We start from the raw sequence: 19,425 nt of genomic DNA, 5'->3' as shown, positions 1-19,425 counted from the left end.
CTCCTCGGAAGGTCATGCTCACCCATGGCGAACATCCCTGTATACAGCAGTATATGCCGCATTCCCCGAAGGGTTACACTTGCAAATCCCATACGCGCATATTCCATTCTGATCGACACCGGACGAAGAAGACAGGCCAGGTCGTTCACTCATTCATGCCGAAGCTTGCACATAAGTTCTCCTAACTTCACACTTTGCTCATTTGCAGTAATAAAGTCCATTAACCCGCTAACCAGTCCAATATTATGGAATGGGCGCGAGTAAACAGAATCCTATAATTGCTACATCCAAATTACATCTAAATACAATCGTATATTAAAGGGTAACCCAACCATATTTGATCGAGTTGATAACCGCTTGCGTACGATCGTCCACTTCCATCTTCTGCAGAATACTGCTGACATGGTTTTTTACTGTTTTCTCACTGATGAACAGGAACTCACCAATCATTTTATTGCTCTTACCTTCAGCCATCAGACGCAAAACTTCAGCCTCACGACGAGTAAGCGGATTATTGTCGCCAGCGACAAATTTAACGCCTGCTTCCTTCGAAGCTCCTTCGCTCATTGCCCCTGTCTCATTAAGGTACGTCATCCGACGCAACTGCATGATCAGTTTGCCAGTTACTTTAGGGTGGATGAATGCATGCCCTTCATGAACGGAACGAATCGCATTGATCAGGGACTCGGCCTCCATGTCTTTCAGCAGGTATCCGTTAGCACCTTTACGGAGCGTTTCGAACACATAACTCTCATCATCATGAATAGACAAGATAATCACTTTGACATCTGGGAACAGCTCACGCAATTTCTCCGTCGCTTCAACCCCGTTTTCCACCGGCATGTTGATGTCCATTAATACGATGTCCGGTTTATCCTGATTACAGAATTCGAGCACTTGAATCCCATCGCCGCATTCGCCGATGACCTCAATGTCGTCCTCCATATTTAAAATGCGTTTCAGACCTTCACGGAACAGCTGATGATCATCAGCCAAAAGAACTTTAATTGATGCCTTGCCAGTATCACGGTTTTCCATCCTGCTACTCCTTTCCCTTATCCACGTTTGTCGGGATATGAATCACTATTTTGGTTCCTTGATTTTCCGCGGATTCAATCTCTATTCTTCCTTCTAACAGTTCAACCCGCTCTCTCATCCCAATCAGACCGAAGTGGGTATGATCCTTGCTCTTCTTCGCAAGAAGCTCCGGTTTGAACCCAAGCCCATTGTCCTGCACGACAATCTTAACGAGCTGAGCCTGGTATGTAATTTCCACTACAACATAAGTGGGATAAGCATGCTTTGCAGCATTGGACAGACCTTCCTGCACGAGGCGGTAGATCGCAGCCTCCATTGCCGAAGATAAACGGTGTTCCTTGCCTCTCGTTTCAAAAAGCGAGCGGATTTTTGTTTTTTCTTCAAAATCCTGCACGTACTTCCGAAGCGTTGGAATCAATCCCAGGTCATCCAGTGCCATAGGACGCAAATTGAAAATAACTTTTCTCATTTCTCCAAGACTCGAACGAACCTGGCCTTTCAAATCTACTATTTCGGCCTGGACCATCTTAAAATCCTGCTTTATGAGCATTCTTTCTACAATTTCCGTCCTAAGTACTAGATTTGCGAGCATCTGCGCAGGTCCGTCATGGATCTCACGGGCAATACGTTTCCGCTCTTCTTCCTGGGCCAAAATTATTTTCAAACCAATCATTTGTCGATTTTTGGCGGATTCAATGATGCGGGTCACTTGACCCAGCTCACCCGACAGATACTCCAGTACAACCCCCATCTGGGAACCGATCGTCTCGGCGCGCTCCACGGAAGCTTCCACATTTTTGGCACGCTTCTGCAGATCATCCCGACGGGCTTTCAGATACATTTCCTTCTCACGGTAAATCATCAGATCCAGCTGTAACTGCGTCGCTTTCTCATACGCCTGCTTGATATCATGCTCGGAATAACGGACGAAGTCACGGCTAACCTCAGTTAGCCGGATCCGGGAGCGGCGGTAGTTGAGCTCCAATTGATCTACTTTCTCGATCGTTTCCGCCGTCTCCTTCAGAACCGACTTCAACTCCTCGTTCAGCGTTTTCAGCTCATTGCGAGTCGAGTCCATAATCTCAAACATTTGATATTTACTGTTTTCCATGACTTGTATGGCGTTTTTTATGACGCGGTCTATGGCATCGGCTTGTAAATCCACGTTTGTTCGACTCCATTTCTATCGTTTCCGGTATATATCATACCATATCACGATGAGATGGTAACGGTCTTCGTGTTCTGTTCCCATTTTACAGTCAGTCCAAGCTGCTCCGAAACGAGTCTGAGCGGGACTAAAGTCCTACCACCAGATACGTAAGGTGCTACTGTTGCACTTTGTCTTTTGCCATTGATAATGAATTCTTTCTGGCCTACCACCAGATCAATCAGCTTGCCGCCACGTACAACCGTAATCCGTTGGTTTTTGCTATCCCAGCTCGCCTGTCCGCCAAAAGCATCCAATACATGCTTGATTGGAACATATGTTGTACCATTTTTCAGTACTGGCGCAGCATCGATTGCCTTTTTCGTTCCGTTTACGGTCATGGATTTCTGTCCAAGCACGAGCGAAGCAGTTCCTGTAGGCAAGCCCACTTCACTGGATTTGGATGGCATGGTGAAAGCAATGTTGTCAAAAGCAACCGTGCCTGTCTTCGCACGCTCATCCTGACCTTCTTCCACATTCACCACATAAACACGTTTCAGCTTCGCCGGATAAGCCATGTTCAGCCCATTTAGGTCCACATTCAGCTTTTTCCAACCATCCCAATCAATCGCTTTAGCGAGATCGGCATATACCGTTTTGCCATTGGCATCGGTAAATTCGGCACGCAGCCAGTTCAGACTCTTATCTCCCATAACATCCATCGACATGGATGTCGCTGTTGCAGATACCTCTTTGCCAGTGGAACCGTTCAATTGGGCATATGCATACATTTTACCTATTCCTGCGGTCATATCATAGCTCAGCTGCAGCACCTTGGAACCGGCTTTTTCACCTGTTCCCGCTGTCACGGATGCCGATCCAGTTACACCTGATGCGTTGGTCGTGAAGTTGATCGGGTAGCTTACATTCTCGAAGTTCTCCCATATCGTTTCACTTCCCGCAGCAGAGAGCACAACCACCGTGCTGTAGCCGTCATAACGACCGATCGCATAGCCAACTTGAGCACCAGAGTTCACAGAGGATACGGTTAATTGGTCTGCAACCACTTTACCTTTGAAGCCAATAAATTCCCAAGTCAGCGAGTCCGCCGGAACTGTCACACTTTGTCCGTCTTTGGTCTTCGCCGTTACCGGTATGGAAATCGTTGTGCCCGCTTGGAGCGATCCCAAGCCAGACCCTGCTGTCAGGGAAGCCAGTTCATTTCCGCCCAGCACGGTAACTTTAATGGAAGATGAAGCACCATTACTTGTTGCAGTCAACGTCGCTGTACCTGGTTTCACACCTTTGATCGTTCCATTGCTTACACTCACGATGCCGTTGTTGCTCGATTTCCAGGTCATCTTGATATCGCCTGTGGCAATCGGGTTATAGTAGGTGTCATATCCTTTGGCTGTATACTTGCCCTCTTGTCCGACCAGCAACGTTTGGCTGCCACTCACGGCAAAGCCCTTCAGCTTACCTTCCGGAGCCGTAGAGAACACGCCCAGCGTGTTTACGACCTGACGCTGCTCTGTACCATACTCCGTGTTGAACGTAAGCCCTGCTGTCTCCTCACCAAGTGGACGAGTTACCATCGTTGTGGAGCCGCCTCCGTCCAGATTCATGCCTTTCCATACACCAATGCTGGTCATGAAGGATTGCAGTTCAGTCAGCGACAAACCACTGCTGTTACTGTTTTTCTCCGCTGCAATAATGTAGACATACCGACCATCTTGAGAGTAGCCGACTGCTGTTCTCGCACGAATGCCACCAATGCCGGAAGCAGCAATATCGCGGGAAAAAGTTGCCGCCTTGCCACCATTCACCAGAATGGTATGGCCACCGATCATCATCTGCAGGTTGCTTGGATCAACGGTTTCCCCCGTCGTTTTGGCTTTCAGCTTGTAATCTGCATTCAGCGTCTGGCCTACCGCCAGGTGAGTCATAATCCATGTCGCTGCCGTTCCGTGCGCACGCAAAATGTACCCATCCGCCGGCACCGTCATGTTTAACGCCTTTTTATCCGAAATCTGCGTGATCACACCGTTCTGCACAAGGACCTCGGTTGGTGTTGTGGAAGGATCATTCGGCCGCTTCGTTGACGTCCAAGCCGGTGTATAAATATACATCGAATTGGCATGACTGTACTTCACCGAGCTCGATTCGACCGTGTAGTCCTCTTTATTTATCCCACGCAAAGCAAACGTTGAACCATCATCTGCCTTCACGGTGCCATCGAATGAATATTCATCAATCATCGGCTTGCCGTCTTTGGTTACGGTGAGGGCATACATCCCTGACAGTTCTGATGGAGTAGATACGAGGACCCCATCCGAGACCTGTCCACCGATTGGAGCAAGTTCCCCGGATACATTGAAATAATCGCCGTTCACGGCGGCTACTGCACCATTTTCCTTAGCCATGCCACCCGTGCTTTGTTTACTATTCAGATTGCCACCTTTGCCTGTCATGACATCCAGCTTCACATAGGGATTCTGCAAATCCACTTGAATGACGTCAGCCAGTACGTTCACCTTCGAGCCGGAACGTGTTGTTGTATAATTGTATTTCATTAACTTCGCACCCGAAGTCAGAATTTCTTCACTCAATTTGCTTGTTGTTGTAGAGGCCGCTGCAGCCACCGACTGCCATGTACTTCCCGACCACACCTGTTGTCCTGCTCCCAGAACCGGTGCAATCCAGATCACGCCTGCCAGCGTCACAATCGCCCATTTCTTCGCCTTGCTACCCTTAACGTCGTTCAGCCGTTTCCCTTGTTTCCCCAGCATGTTTGAAACGTCTCTCCCATCTTGTATATCAATCTTAGATATCACGATCTCTACCACGTGGCAGCAGATAGCGAGATTTCTAGTATACTCTTCTATTAATAGACTACTTTTTGTGGAAAAAGTTACGCCCCGAGCCTGAATTCAGGTATTTATTGGGTTATACGACATCTTATGATTATGTTATACGAATAACGTATAGAGCAAATAGACTTCCGCTATGCCTAGTTCAGCACATCAGAAGTCTGCTTGGATTAGATTTGACTGTTGAAACTATTGCCGGAACTCAATCGACTCTTTACATGTAACTCCATTTGATATGATGCTATTATTCCCCTGAAGGTCTCGACATGATAAATTCACCGATAATTGTTGTTCCATCTTTCTCGTACACAGGTATGCTTCGATCCATCTTCTGCTGGCTCTGCCATTGCAACGCTTCTTCAGGGGTTCTGTGATCTGGTCCTTGTAAATCCGCCTCTAGCACATAACCGATAGCCCCATTAGTGGCTTCAGCCAATACCAGATCTGGACCTACAAGCTCCTTGCCATAATCGCCAGAATTCCCTCCGTACGTCTGACCTGCCTGGTTTACTGGATAGGTGGTGTTACTTCCTTTCGCTCCATCTTCATTCTGTGCGGAATTAGCAGAGTCGATATAAATAGAACCCGAAATAATTACTACAACAGCCGTTATAGTTAATATAGCTAACAGAGATTTCTTTATTTTCATCGTATCCTTACCTCCCTATCAGTTCAGCATGCCAACACTGTGTAATTTCACATATATATTCTCTCACTATTGACTAGCGTACCACTCTAACCACAATAATGTAAACATTTCCCTCTTTCAAATTAAAAAGGAACACCTCAAGAAATGAACTTTCTTGAAATGTTCCAACCTTGTTACATATCGTTATCATGACCATTCTTGAATAAAATGAATGATGTAATAATCTCGTTTTTACAAATATCCTAACTTATCCAGAACACGTTTCAACATTACCGCCGCTTGTGCACGAGATGCATTCCCCTGGGGTTCAAATGTCTTTGAAGTCATTCCCTGAATAATGCCTTCCTGCACCGCTTTGGCGACAGAATCCTTGGATTGGATCTTTTTATTATCCTTAAACTTAGCTAATGTTGATGCAGCCGAAGCATTCAAAGCAGTTGGTTGACCACCATAATTCAAGGCACGAACCATCATGATTGCCATCTGCTCTCGCGTGATTGGACGATCCGGCTTGAAGGTACCATCGGTATTGCCTGTAATGATTCCCGCTTCAGCTGCAGCACCGATATAGGCACTGGTAACACTGCCACTACGAACATCCCGGAAACGACTTGCTGCGTTTGGTTCTCCCTTCAGCCCCAGACCTCTAGCTACCAATTCTGCGAATTCTGCACGTGAAATATTCTCATTTGGCCGATAGAAGGAACCATTCGACGCACTAATAATCCATTTAGCAGAGAGCTCATTAATAACTTCACTAGCCCAGTGTGAATACGTATCCTGATAACTAACGATGTGGTTAACAGGAACTACTGATTGATTGCCATTCAGCTGTCCTTGGACAACCACACCCCCGGCAGTACTTTTAAAAGAACTTGGTACATTAGATAACATAAAGGTAACCGGATCAATATACGTAAATCCGGATGTTAATCTAGGCGTATTTGCAGACAATTGCATGGCCAACTGGCTTTTGATATTCTGCTCCACACGTTGATCGGCATTTCCATTACTAGCAGACACATATACATCTGTATAATTGCCAAGTTTCTGCGCCCCTGCACTTGCAATCAAACCTTCGATTGAGCCTGATGAAGACACAGGAACCGTTTCTAACTGAACGTACAAGGATGGGGTTGTAGCTCCTGTCGTTGTACTTGTGTTGATTGGTGCTCCTACGTTCTGGCTTATAGCTGCTAAATTCAGATTAGACAGCGGTACAGTCCAGAGCCGCTCCCCATATTTCACACCGATTGTACCCGTTCGATGACTTGCCGCAATCTGAATAAGTGCATTTAATGGGAACCCAACATACGCAGAGGATTCGCTATCTGGAATCTCAATCACAACAGGCTGACTCAATTTCCCGACGGTTGAAGCATATTCAAAAGTCTGGATCAACTTGGTCGCATCCACATTGAATTGACGAGTCGAACGATTATTACGTGATACCGCAGATACGGCAGAAGCCGTATTGTTGTTCATCACAAGTAAAGACTGACCATAGCTCGAAGAATCTAATTCCTCCAACCAGGCAGGACGTGTCCCCGTTTGACCACCACTACCCGAACTATTGCTCGATTGTTGCAGCGTAAGAGGACCGAATGCCGCTATAGTAACATTCGACGAATCCCTTAATGGTACTGCGCCGGGTACATAACTCACCGTTCCCGTCTGAACAGCTGTCGTTGCTCCTGATGAAGTAGAGGTATCCAATTTCAACGTCACCACTGATCCAGAAGCTGAAGCTGACAATACCGTTGTGGATGAATTGCCAAGCAGCACACTGAACTGACCTACCGTTAATGTCGCCTGAGACTGAATTGCATCACGGAAGTTTATCTGAACGGTGTCTCCTTGGAGCGTGGCCGACAGAATTTTACCATTTCCGTAGGTGTACGTTACTGGAGTCAGATTGAGATAGCCCGCAGGGTTATTATTCAGATCCGTTAATCGCAGGACTCCAGGTACATACGATAAAGATATATTTTGTGTATCCTTCACGGCGGATGCCAGTGTTAACGTTACCAGATCATCTTCAATGATGGAATCCGTTACGTACAGTGGCTTGCCATCCACAAGAACCGAATATTGGCTATTGAGCGGCTTATTCGTCGTTTTCAGTGGTTCATTGTATCGAATCCATAATTTATTCCCACTGACCTCAGCGCTCTTGAACTCAGGCGGTTTGGTATCAATCGTATTTCGGACATAGAAGCCACTGAATCCAGCAAGAGCCTGTCCACGAGTATCTTTTACAGGCCATGAACCTGGCGTGTACGCAACACGAACGACTTCACCATCTGTAATAGACCGACTGAGATTCAATGTCACAACAGAACTATTATTGACCGATATGCTATTAATGCCTACAGCTGACTGATCAGCAGTTACACTGAATTGTTTCGCTGCATCACTTGAGGTAATGTACACCGTCTCAGGGTAATACAACGTAATTGTACTGTAATATACGCTACCTTCTCGCGGCTTGGACATGACGGAGTCCAAACTGTTCTCCACATCCCGTGCACCAAAAGCAGCTGCAGCGTTCAGAGACTGATCTGTAAGGCGATTACCTGTACCTGGGGCATAAGCAATCCGCACGACTTGGCCTACCGCTACACCAGTATCCAATACAACATATACACTATCACCTGAAATATAGGTGGAACTAACGTTCCGATTCTCTCCATTTACGGTGACTGTATAACTGCTACTGAGTGAATTAGTGCTGTACAACCATTCATCGTACGTCAGACGAATGGTGTTATTACTATGCATTTTCGCGCTCTTTAGCACAGGTGCCTTTGTATCCGGGCTGAGCGTCCGGAATGTCCATGACGTTGCGCCGTTCAGACCAACGAACAAGTTCCCTGTCGTATCCTGCAAAGCCCCGCCTGCGATATCTACAGTATAGCTCGTATTGCTAGCCAAACTGGTGTTTGGGGTTATGCGCAGCTGCCTTTTGTTAGAACTGATAAATGAAGGAGTAGTCGCTATTATTGAACCATTAGCATTCTTCAGCGTAATCCGTCCAATAAAGCTCTGGTCCAAGTCCTTGTTGAACGTTACAAGTAAATCGCCAGTTAAAGCAACATTACTTGCTCCGTTGGCAGGGGATAAAGTCGCTACAGTCAACGCAGACGGATCGGATTGGAATGCCGTAAAAGTCCATTCCCCCTGTTGGATGGCCGATACGTCATTGCCTTGTTTAAGGTCTCGTAATGCACCTTCTGGAACAATGACCGAGTATGTAGCCTTGTTCTCGAAGTTTTTGGACGGCGTAATTGTAATGGAACTATCACTTATACGAATCCGGTTGGAGTCCTTGACATTGAATTTCTCAAACAAGGTGTTACCCTGCATGATCTGAATTTCACCTGCTCCAGCTTTAATCGGTTCACTGTATGTCAGTTGAATATTCGATGCAAGAGGAACTGAATTAGCCCCTTTCGTTGGAGAAAACGCTGTTGCTTTCGCCGTACCTATTCCCTTCGTGGTAAACTTCCATAGGCGATAAGATGGAGAACCTATTCCTATGGTGTTTGCTACAGTGACAAAAGCTCCTGCATCATACATCACATAATATGTACCACCTGGCAACTCTTTGTGATTAATGGTTACTTCAGTGCCAGTTCCCGTACTGCTTGCAGGGATCGCTGGATCAGCAGAAGGGTCACCGATTAGAACATTTTCACTATTAAGAACAATGCTTTCTTCATATTCGTCATCTTGATAACGTTTGATATACACCTTTGCATCATACTCTGTTTTTCTAACCGCTTCCTTAAAATGTATAACCAGCGGCTCCTTACCGTCTACTTCCTTAGCATCAACAGCTGGAATAGTTGATTCAATAAATATCTCATCCCAACGCGGATCTTCTGCTGCATATGCCTTATTTTCCGCATTCGGGAATCCAAAACTGCCTTGGACTGCCAATAGTGAAACCAATAAGACAATCATGCTTTTACGAGCCAATCTTGATATGCTCACCTTTTTCTTCCCCCTCATCCGTATCAAATGTCCCTAATTCTATTATGTAGACCTCATTGTGTATATCGGGTTTAGGAGCGCTTTCCTTTAGTAATATGGAAAATAACGTAACAAAAAAACATTTAATCGTAATGGTCAGCTAAGCACAAAAAAAGCCTTAACCCCTTTTAAAGGATCAAGGCTCTTATTACTTTCACCATTTTAACTTACAGACCTGCCTGCTCTTTCAAAACGTCTGCTTTGTCCACTTGTTCCCAAGGTACATCGAGGTCTGTACGACCGAAATGACCATAAGCAGCCGTTTGTTTGTAGATAGGGCGACGCAGATCCAGCATACGGATGATACCAGCAGGACGAAGATCGAAGTTGTTACGCACAAGCTCAACTAATTTCTCTTCGCTGACTTTGCCTGTTCCGTATGTATCTACGTTGATCGATACCGGGTTGGCTACCCCAATCGCATAAGCGAGCTGGATTTCCACTTTGTCGGCAAGACCTGCAGCAATGAGGTTTTTGGCTACATAACGAGCTGCATAAGCTGCGGAACGGTCTACTTTTGTTGGATCTTTACCCGAGAACGCGCCACCGCCATGACGTGCATAACCGCCGTAAGTATCTACGATGATTTTACGTCCAGTCAGACCCGCATCTCCTTGAGGACCGCCAATAACGAAACGTCCTGTTGGGTTGATGAAATATTTAGTCTGCTCATCCAGCAATTCAGCTGGAACGACAGGCAGGATTACGTGTTCTTTGATGTCTTTTTGGATCTGCTCCAGTGTGGTCTCTTCAGCATGCTGAGTAGACACGACGATGGTATCGACACGTACTGGTTTGTCACCGTCATATTCAATCGTTACTTGAGTTTTACCATCCGGACGAAGATATTCCAATGTACCGTTTTTACGCACTTCAGCCAAACGGCGAGCGATACGGTGGGATAATGCGATTGGCAAAGGCATGAGTTCAGGTGTTTCATTGGTAGCAAAACCAAACATAAGACCTTGGTCACCAGCACCAATGTTCTCTGTCTCGCGAGCCATTTGTTCCGGATCACGATGCTCAAGAGCTGCGTTAACACCTTGCGCGATGTCAGCAGACTGCTCGTTCAGAGAAGTCAGGACTGCACAAGTATTATAGTCGAAACCGTATTTGGCACGAGTGTACCCGATTTCCTTAACCGTATTACGAACGATGGACGGAATGTCAACATATTCAGACGCTGAGCTGATCTCACCGATGACAAGTACAAGTCCTGTAGCTACGGAAACTTCGCACGCTACACGAGCGTTTGGATCATTCGCCAGGAACGCGTCCAACACGGCGTCCGAGATCTGGTCGCAAATTTTATCCGGATGTCCTTCAGTTACAGACTCCGATGTGAATAGATGTCGGCCTTTAATAGACATTGAAGTTTCAACCTCCCATAACGAGTAGTATGGCGATTGCCCGAACAAAACATTTACGTTGATTCGTTCACTGTACCCTCGAAAGCTTTCCGGGCGGAATAAGGACGCAGGGTCCGCAGTTACGAAGATAAGGATTTTTCAGGTAATGGCCTCAACAAAAAAATCAACCTTTCCCTAGCGGAAAAGGCTGTGTACCTCAACTGCCATCTTAACGTATTTGTCAAGAGGTGTCAAACAAACGGGGATAAGGAAAACATCCTATAAGTGCTGCTCTGCCTGGCGAATCAGCCTTTTGGTAATCTCTCCACCGACCGATCCATTCTCACGAGAAGTCAGATGACCCCAACCTTTATACTGGCCGTAAGAGTGATCACTCACCTCACCCAGTTCAGAACCAAATTCGGTATCTGCACCAGCAAGACCTCGACCGCCATACCCCACATTCAGACCAAACTCGGCGGCAATTTCATATTTCATCTGATCCAGCATCTGACGACTTTCCGGTACCACTTTGCGGTTGTTTCTAGCCATGATTCCTGCACCTCCGGTTATTGGTTGTGTACAGTTATAGAGTGAGCAGGAACAAGGCTGGCTAGCCGTATTAATGTTTGTTAGAACTGGGTAATCTCAGCAACTTATTACGTAATATTGAATAATTTCAGCTTACAATGCTTAAACTACTTCAAAGAATATCCACCGCGAACCATAACGGTCAGACTGTATTTGTTGCCATCGAGAACTGTAATCCCCCGTCCATCCCTTGGAAAAGAAAGCAAGTGATTGGTCGGCGCTGCCTGTCCATTCGTCAGGTCAATCCCGTCAGTCAGATCAGCAACACCATTCGTACCTTCACTAACGATCACAGCTTTGCCGCTGCGTACAATGAACTCCGCGCCGGATTTACCGATCAGCTGTTGACCCGGCTTTACGGTTACGATCTCAACCGCATCTGTCGCACCGGATACCAGTGGTGGAAGTGTTGTGTCTCCACCTGTGGTACCTGTTCCAGTAGAGCCGTTGTTTGCACCCGATGTATTGCCAGTTCCTGCATTGTTGCCTCCACTATTCGTGTTACCACTGCCCGTAGAAATTTTGCCCCCCAGCGCCTGCTGGATTTGTTGATCTACATAACTTTTGGTGACTACAGGATCATCTGCTGTTCCTGGTTGACTTGTGCCTGCACCTATTGCCGTATTGCTGTATACAGACCCAACCCATACGCCAACACCAATTGCCAGCGCAGCCAGGGATACTTTCATATAAGGTTTCATGTAATTTATTTTCCTCCTCTGGAAATCTATTAACTTTAACTATAGAGAAAAAAACACCATGCGACAAGCAAAACCTCGTCTCCATATTGTCGAAGACGAGGTTTTGCTTGCTTAAATAGCAAAAAATAATAGCAAGTATATACGGTACGTATTCTTGATTTGTTGTTATCTGGTTATTCAGCTCCACCCACAGGAATTTCAGGTTCTTCTTTTGGCAACTTGGACACATCGTATCCATAAGCTTGCTCTGCAAGGAGCAAACGTTGTCCTTGGAACTGATCATATATCGCTAAGCGGTAAGACCCACCTCTCAATTTTTCGAAGAAGCTGTCCTCTACGCTCCAACTTAAAGTCTGATTACTTCCTACTTTCAAATCCGTACCTGGAGTCAGTTCTTTCTCGAATACTTTTCCATTCTGAGCTGTAAATGCGAGAATCCATTTGTGTTCATACTCAGCCATTTCGATCTCTTCACTACGATTAAGCGTGTAATTCATGTCAACTTGTACAGAATTGCTGCCCACCAGATAAGCACGAACGCTGTTAGCAGTTAATGCATACGGATAAAGATCAATACTGGTGAAGTTGCCTTGAACACTTATAGTAGTTGGAGGTACCTCGAATGCCATTGCATTCACATAAGCGGTAGCTTCTCCATCACCAGTAACAAACTTGCTATCCGCAATACCTTCACCTACAAGCAGACGCAAATCTGAGAATGTAACTGACTTCGGAAGTTTAGCCGAGAACGTAACAATTGACTTCTGACCCGGCCCAGGAGAACGTTCGGATTGTTTAGACGTTGCTTTGTAATACTGACCATCTGGTGTTTTAAAGTAAGCTACTAATTTGCCAAGTCCATTCTGACGGAGTGATTTATTGGTCATCTCAAACTCAGTATATACAGTATCTGAGGATGTTCCAGGATAACGTATCGTTCTACGCACACTCATTTCGGTCTCTTTATCCACTGTTCCAGTTGTATAAGTCTTGCCAGCTCCAACGTATGATACAGGTTGAATTAATCCAGATGTGTTAAGAGTAATCCACTCATTCGTTTCTTCTTCACTAACCTTCTCAATCAAACTCACTTCAAGACGTCCCATACGCAGTTCTGAAGGTATCTTCGTCAATAGGTACGCTTCGGTACTCATACCCGCGCCAAGGAGCTTCCCGCTTTGAGTGTAGATTAGTTTCTTGTCTCCATCAATCTGAGCCGAATCAATCGTAAACATCGCTTCAAGCTCTGGAAGCTGTACCGTTTTGGTGCCTGCATTACGAATTGTAACTTTAGCCGCCACAATATCACTGTCTAACCATGGTAACCGCTGTAACGAACCTAATGATACCCCAAACGTTCCTTTATTGTTCTTAATTACAGTCTCTGTAGTTAGACCATCACCGCTCGATACAGACTCGGGAATTGCATAGATTCCGACAGGATAGGAAAATACAAAGGTACTAGACGGACTCGTAGTCTCCGTATTCTCGCTCTTATCCACCGGACTCATCGCATACAGCTTAATCTGGCTGGCATCACCATTGCCTTGAAGTGTAGCATTCAGTTTAATGGTTTTGATATCTCCAGGATTTAACTTCAACGCATCTAATACCTTTGTTTCAATCGGATAAATGGTGCCATCCTCAGTCCGCACTTCAAAAGTATAGGTCGGTACCTTAATTGCCTTCTTGCCCTCATTCTTCAATATGAATTGCATATTCAAGTCGTACTCATTGTCAACTACACGGATTTTTGCCGATTCAAGCAAGGTAGACAGACGCTGTCCATCGACAGAGATAATATTCGGTTGATTAACTGCCGTTTCTACATTAGATGTACTTGCCTCTGGTAATTGTAAAGACGCAACAGGCAATACTGTTTTTTCTTCACCCTGTTCCTCAACCAGCAACAATTCTGATTTTTGTAGCTTAATTGATGTTGGCAGGGATGCCATCAAACTTAGTGTTTTGTTGGCTTGTGCCTGGATACTGATGCTTGTATTATCCTTATCTGGAGTTAGAGGATAATTCACTCCGCTTGGCGTGCGCAAAATCCATTTGATATTCGGGTTTTCAAGCAATTTATAACTGATGTTATTCAGGTTTACACCGACTTTGACATATTGATTCTTATTTTCCCCAGGAAACACCTTAATACCTGAAACCTTCACCTTTACAGATGAATCACTGAGACGAACGGTTTTAGTTTTCCCTACAGGTGTTGTAATGCTATACGATGCAGGAACATTAAATTTCCCCAGCGTGCTTTCATAATTAGGCTTATTGAAATCCCACTTCACGATCAAGAAGTTCAGATCACTCAACTTCACTTCACGTCCAACCTTCATCGTGTAGGCTAGGTCTACACTTGATCCAGCAGCCACGGTTTTCTTTTCTTGATCCTTAGCAATCAGTTTAGGTGAGAACAACGTACCACCTTTCGTTTTCACCTTACTCCAGTAATCTAGCATCATTAATGGCTTACTGTCATTGTTCTTATAAGTCAATGTATATGTGACAACATTACCATCATCTTGAGATAGAAAATTCACATCGGTTAACCTAACTGAACTACGTGGGGTTACTTTTACAGGGGATAAATTCCCCAATGTATGTACTACCTTGTTTTCAGATGTTGTTGCTCTTGATGTCGTTTTTGAACTATTGGTAGTAGTTTTATCCGTATTATTAGCAGTGTTCGCTGCTGCTGTAATTCCAGCAGTTGAACTTAATACCAATACACTCGTCAAAAAACTCACTAAAACCTTCCTTTGCTCCACTTTCCAAACCTCCCATAAGTTGCTTATTGCTTTATATTATAAACGTTTGAGAGAGGTTGAAAGTTACGATGTTGTTGGTTTTAGTAAATAATTGATCAATTACTCAGTTATTTTTTGAATGAATTTTCAGTTTTATGTACAAAAAAACCTTTTGGATACTAAGTATCCAAAAGGTTTTTCATTGAAAAATTAATTATGGAGTAGTTACTGTATACGTTACAGACCCTGTTTTAGTAGTGTCATCAGCCGATGTAGCGACTACAGAGAATGTACCAGCAGGAACAGTAGTAGCAACATTCAGTTGGCCAGTTGTTGTAAGTGTAACTCCAGCAGGTGCATTAACCAAGCTCCAAGTTACATTACCAGTAATTGCTTGACCATACTGGTCTTTAAGAGTTGCTGTGTATTGTACTGTATTTGCAGTACCTTCTTCTGAAGTAGATGGAGAAGCACCAGCTACTTCAACAGTAGTTACAACAGCAGTACCTTTAGTAATTGTTACATCTGTTTCTTTTTTAGCACCAGAAGCATGGGTAGCTACAATTGTAACTGTTCCAGCAGAAGCAGTATTGTCAACTGTCAACAATCCAGCAGGTGAGATAGTTACACCAGTTGCAGGTGCTTTCAATGCAAATGTTGTTGCACCAGTTACTGTATTATCATTTTGATCTTTAACAGTCGCTGTATACTGTTTAGTAACAGGAGTTGCACTAGCTGGAACCGCAACAGTAGTATCACCTGCTACAGTTACAATAGCAGTAGTAACGAAAGCAACCTCTTGAGCAGTTTCTCTGTCAGTAAAAGCAGCTACTTCGTTTTTAACTGGGCTCAGATCTGTAAGGTACTTAGATCCTGTAAAGCTTACAATATACTTAGTTGATGCTTTTCTAGTAGCTTCATCTTTAAGTTCGATAGTAACAGATGTAGCACCATTAGTGATTGATTTAACAGCATAATCAATACCAGCAACCAAAGTTTTGTTGTCGGAATAACGAACAACTTTAAAGTCTTTTGCAAGCAAATCAGTATTAGCAGCGCTGTCCAACTGAACTGGCTCAGAAAGTTCAATTACAATGTCACTGCCATTTACTACTTGGAGATTTTTCACAGTTGAAGTGTTATCTACTGCAACTGGAGCAACTTTATCCAATACTTCAGTTGATTGTTGAGGAACACTTGTAGTAGTACCAGCCAAAGTACCAAGTCTATTAACGTCTACTGTTACGTTCACTCCGTTTGTAGCAGTACCAATATCATTTTCAAGAACCAATTTAACAACAGAAGTTCCATCAAGTACAACATCTTTGATAGCAACTACATTACCAGCAGCATTAGTTACAGTAAATGCATTTTTAGGAGCAGATGTTACGCTAGAAGACAATTTAACTTGAATTGTGTTTTTAGCTGTCAGAGCTGCTTTATATTTAGCATCATAATCTGTATCATAAGTAGCCAATCCAACAGTCAAATCAGCAGTTGTTGGAATTACGTTCAATCCACTGTTATCAACGAATTGTTTCAGCAAGTTGCCAGCTGTATCTTTTACACCAAGAACATACAAGTTTTGTACATTTCTTTGTGTAGTAGAGTTGCCCGCTGCGAATACAACAGATTGATTTTTGTAAGTTTCAACGAATTTAATAGAAACAGCTTTGCTGTCATTCAGTACAGTGATATCAGCCAATTCAGGAGTCAATGTAACTCTTTCTCCGTTAATTTGGACATGATAGTTAGAGTAATCAGCAAGTGTTGCAGGATCCATTTTCTTGTCAAAGCCAACAATTACAGTGCGGTTAATAACGCTAACCAATTTCGAATCCAATTTAGGAGTCGTTACATCAGCCAAGTTCACTTTACCGCTGTAGTCAAGCATTGTGTTACCAAGTCTTGTGTTGTCTTTGATGTTTTTAATTGTCACTGTGTTATCACCTGTGGACAATGCAGTGTACAATTCAATTGTAACGACATTATTGTCATTACCACTTCTTACTGCGTCTTTCACAGCAACAACTTTTCCATCTTTATCAGTTACACTATAGTTCTTAGTTTCTTTTACAGAATCATTAAGAAGAGCTTTAGAGAAAGTAACTTGAATGTGTTTGGAATCGATTGCTTCTGCTTTTCTTACTTCAGGACGAGTTTGATCAATTTCAGCGTTAACTGTAACTGAAGTGTCCTTAGCAATTTGGTTGCCGGAGTAATCCTTCACTCCTTCAACATAGATCAATACAGCACCTGTTGGCAGAGCGTTTGCTTTGTCAAAAGTGAATTTGTATTTGTTGTCAGCCAATGCTTTTGGTGTTCCAGTAGCTTTGATTTTGTCAGTACCGGATTTCCAGTATACATTATCAGAATCAAGCGTTTCTGGATCAACTTCTTCAGAGAATGTAAGAGTTACACTTTCCAAAGTTGCTGTTGCTGCAGTAATTGTTGGAGCTTCTTTATCTTCAACAACTGTAATGTCATGTGAAGTTGTCAGGGATACAAAACCAGCATAGTCTTTAACTCCAACTACAGTAAGTTTGTGATCTCCAACAGTAAGAGCGGAAGTGCTGTAAGGTGTCAACACAACTGTTCTCAAAGTAGGTTGAGTGATTTTACCGAAGTATGCTTTACCATCAAGTTCGAAGTTACCTTGTGCTGGCAATTGTACCGGCTCACTGAATACTACTTTAACGGATTTAGTACCCAAAGATTTAACTGATTCAACTTTAGGAAGCTCATTGTCCGCGATTGAGAATTCAACGTCTTTTGCACTTACTACAACATTACCAGCTTTGACATTGGAGACATTCAAGAAATCAACTTTATTGTTGTTCAGAGTGCCTTGCAACTCAACTGTAACTGTTTTCTTGTCATCAGACAATGTAGCAGTTTTGATTGCTTTACCTGATTTCAAAGAGTAGTTAGAGATGTCTGTAGCAGTATCTTCGTCAACAGTACCATCGAAAGCAACAGTTACTTCTTTCAAGTTAGCTGCAGATACTTTTTCTACTTTAGTAGCAGTAGTTACTACATAAGTAACTTTCTCAGTAAACTCTTTATCTTTGTAAGTGAATTTCACTTCAGTTTCTTTGTTAGCTTCGAGAGCTTTATCCAAAGTTACTTTAACGGATTCACCGTCGCTGATTTTGAAAGTAACAACTTTACCAGCTTCGCTCACTTCATAAGAAGCAACTTTCAAGCTTTGAGCTTGATCGATTGCGTAAGCAGCGCCTACAAGCAATTCACGGGAAGCATTAGATTGGAAGTTCAATTTGGAATCAAGCAATCCAGCGTTGATTGCCGCTTGAACATAACCTTTAGCCCAAGTTGTTGCTGAGTTGTTAGTTTCAGCTGGAACTTCAAGTTCCAAAGCGATTGTCAGAACTTTCGCCATTTCTTCAACAGTTACTTTACCGTTAAAGTCGAAGATTTTCTTCTCAACGTTTTTACCTTCCATGATGCCCGCAGCTGTTACTGCTTCGATGTAAGGAGCAGCCCAGTTTTTAGCATTGTAGTTTTTATCGTTGTAAGAATATACACCAGTGATTTCTTTCAGGCCAAGCAATTTAGTGATAACTTTTGCGAACTCAGCGCGAGTCATCTCTTTGTTCAAACCAGCAGTTCCATCTGGGTAACCAGTGAAAATACCTTTTGCTTTCAATGCATCAAACTGTTGTTGTGCTGATACTGCTGTATCACCGAATGCTACAGATGCAAACATTGAGAATGCCATTGCTGTAGACAGAGCTACGGATAAAATTTTCTTCATAACCTTTTTTTCTCCTCCTTGGGCGTTCATAACATTTGAATTTTCTTTAATAGGGTCGCTCGTGTTCCTCATATATTGTTGCACCCCCTTTCCAGAGTTGTGAGCAAGTTAATATAAATGATGTCTGTGAGCATATCACAGAAACTTGTAAACAAGAATAATAATAGAACCATACGAAAATAGAGTAGTTTCCTAATCCTACCTTACGTATTATACAATGGGTCTTCCGTGCCGTAAAGCAATTTTTTCTAATAAATAGACAAGATTCTTCACGAGGTCATTCTTGGTAAGTTCCCCAATGTTTTTGACTCTACATCTTAAACGCAGAAGATTTCAAAAAGTTGCGGATTCAGCAAAAAAAGTTTTGAACTTATTTATGTATTGATGCGGTGCAGGTAAATGCGAGTTTCAAAACCTTTAAAGCGTTGGTAATGATGCAAGCTGTGTGTAAATATACCGTGTATGAATTGAAGGGAACGTTTATTTATACCCGTTAACTCGCTCCATGAAG

10 protein-coding genes are annotated in these 19,425 nt (G+C 43.7%); all 10 read right to left on the bottom strand.

The features are described from left to right. Window positions 1–315: 315 nt before the first annotated feature. A complete protein-coding gene (locus tag BMY78_RS22185; protein ID WP_024631627.1) occupies window positions 316–1,038 on the bottom strand; it encodes a response regulator transcription factor in 723 nt (240 codons plus the stop codon). A 4-nt stretch (window positions 1,039–1,042) separates the two neighbouring features. Beyond that, window positions 1,043–2,203: a sensor histidine kinase gene (locus tag BMY78_RS22180; RefSeq protein ID WP_024631628.1), complete on the bottom strand. Its 1,161-nt coding sequence runs from the start codon at window positions 2,201–2,203 to the stop codon at window positions 1,043–1,045. 47 nt (window positions 2,204–2,250) lie between these two features. Then, complete coding sequence (locus BMY78_RS22175) at window positions 2,251–4,974, bottom strand: stalk domain-containing protein (RefSeq protein ID WP_090903538.1); 2,724 nt, start codon at window positions 4,972–4,974, stop codon at window positions 2,251–2,253. A 325-nt stretch (window positions 4,975–5,299) separates the two neighbouring features. Next, the gene (locus BMY78_RS22170) at window positions 5,300–5,704 is read right to left on the bottom strand and encodes a hypothetical protein (protein WP_090903537.1); all 405 of its coding nucleotides are present in this window, start codon (window positions 5,702–5,704) and stop codon (window positions 5,300–5,302) included. Window positions 5,705–5,935: 231 nt separating this feature from the next. Continuing rightward, the gene (locus tag BMY78_RS22165; RefSeq protein WP_177185836.1) at window positions 5,936–9,700 is read right to left on the bottom strand and encodes an Ig-like domain-containing protein; all 3,765 of its coding nucleotides are present in this window, start codon (window positions 9,698–9,700) and stop codon (window positions 5,936–5,938) included. A gap of 206 nt (window positions 9,701–9,906) precedes the next feature. Then, entirely contained in the window at window positions 9,907–11,109 is a 1,203-nt protein-coding gene (gene metK, locus BMY78_RS22160) for a methionine adenosyltransferase (RefSeq protein WP_090903535.1), read from the bottom strand. A gap of 258 nt (window positions 11,110–11,367) precedes the next feature. Then, window positions 11,368–11,640 (bottom strand): alpha/beta-type small acid-soluble spore protein, encoded by a 273-nt coding sequence (locus BMY78_RS22155; RefSeq protein WP_090903534.1) that lies wholly within the window; start codon window positions 11,638–11,640, stop codon window positions 11,368–11,370. A 146-nt stretch (window positions 11,641–11,786) separates the two neighbouring features. Continuing rightward, entirely contained in the window at window positions 11,787–12,380 is a 594-nt protein-coding gene (locus BMY78_RS22150; protein ID WP_090903533.1) for a hypothetical protein, read from the bottom strand. A gap of 173 nt (window positions 12,381–12,553) precedes the next feature. Continuing rightward, entirely contained in the window at window positions 12,554–15,160 is a 2,607-nt protein-coding gene (locus BMY78_RS22145) for a hypothetical protein (RefSeq protein ID WP_090903532.1), read from the bottom strand. A 193-nt stretch (window positions 15,161–15,353) separates the two neighbouring features. Next, window positions 15,354–18,986, bottom strand: coding sequence for an S-layer homology domain-containing protein (locus tag BMY78_RS22140; protein ID WP_090903531.1), 3,633 nt, complete (start codon window positions 18,984–18,986; stop codon window positions 15,354–15,356). Window positions 18,987–19,425: the final 439 nt, after the last annotated feature.

It is taken from the genome of Paenibacillus sp. OK076 (assembly GCF_900110055.1).
Lineage (GTDB): Bacteria > Bacillota > Bacilli > Paenibacillales > Paenibacillaceae > Paenibacillus.
Note: the sequence above shows the minus strand (reverse complement) of the source record. Positions and strands in the feature narration are given on the sequence as shown.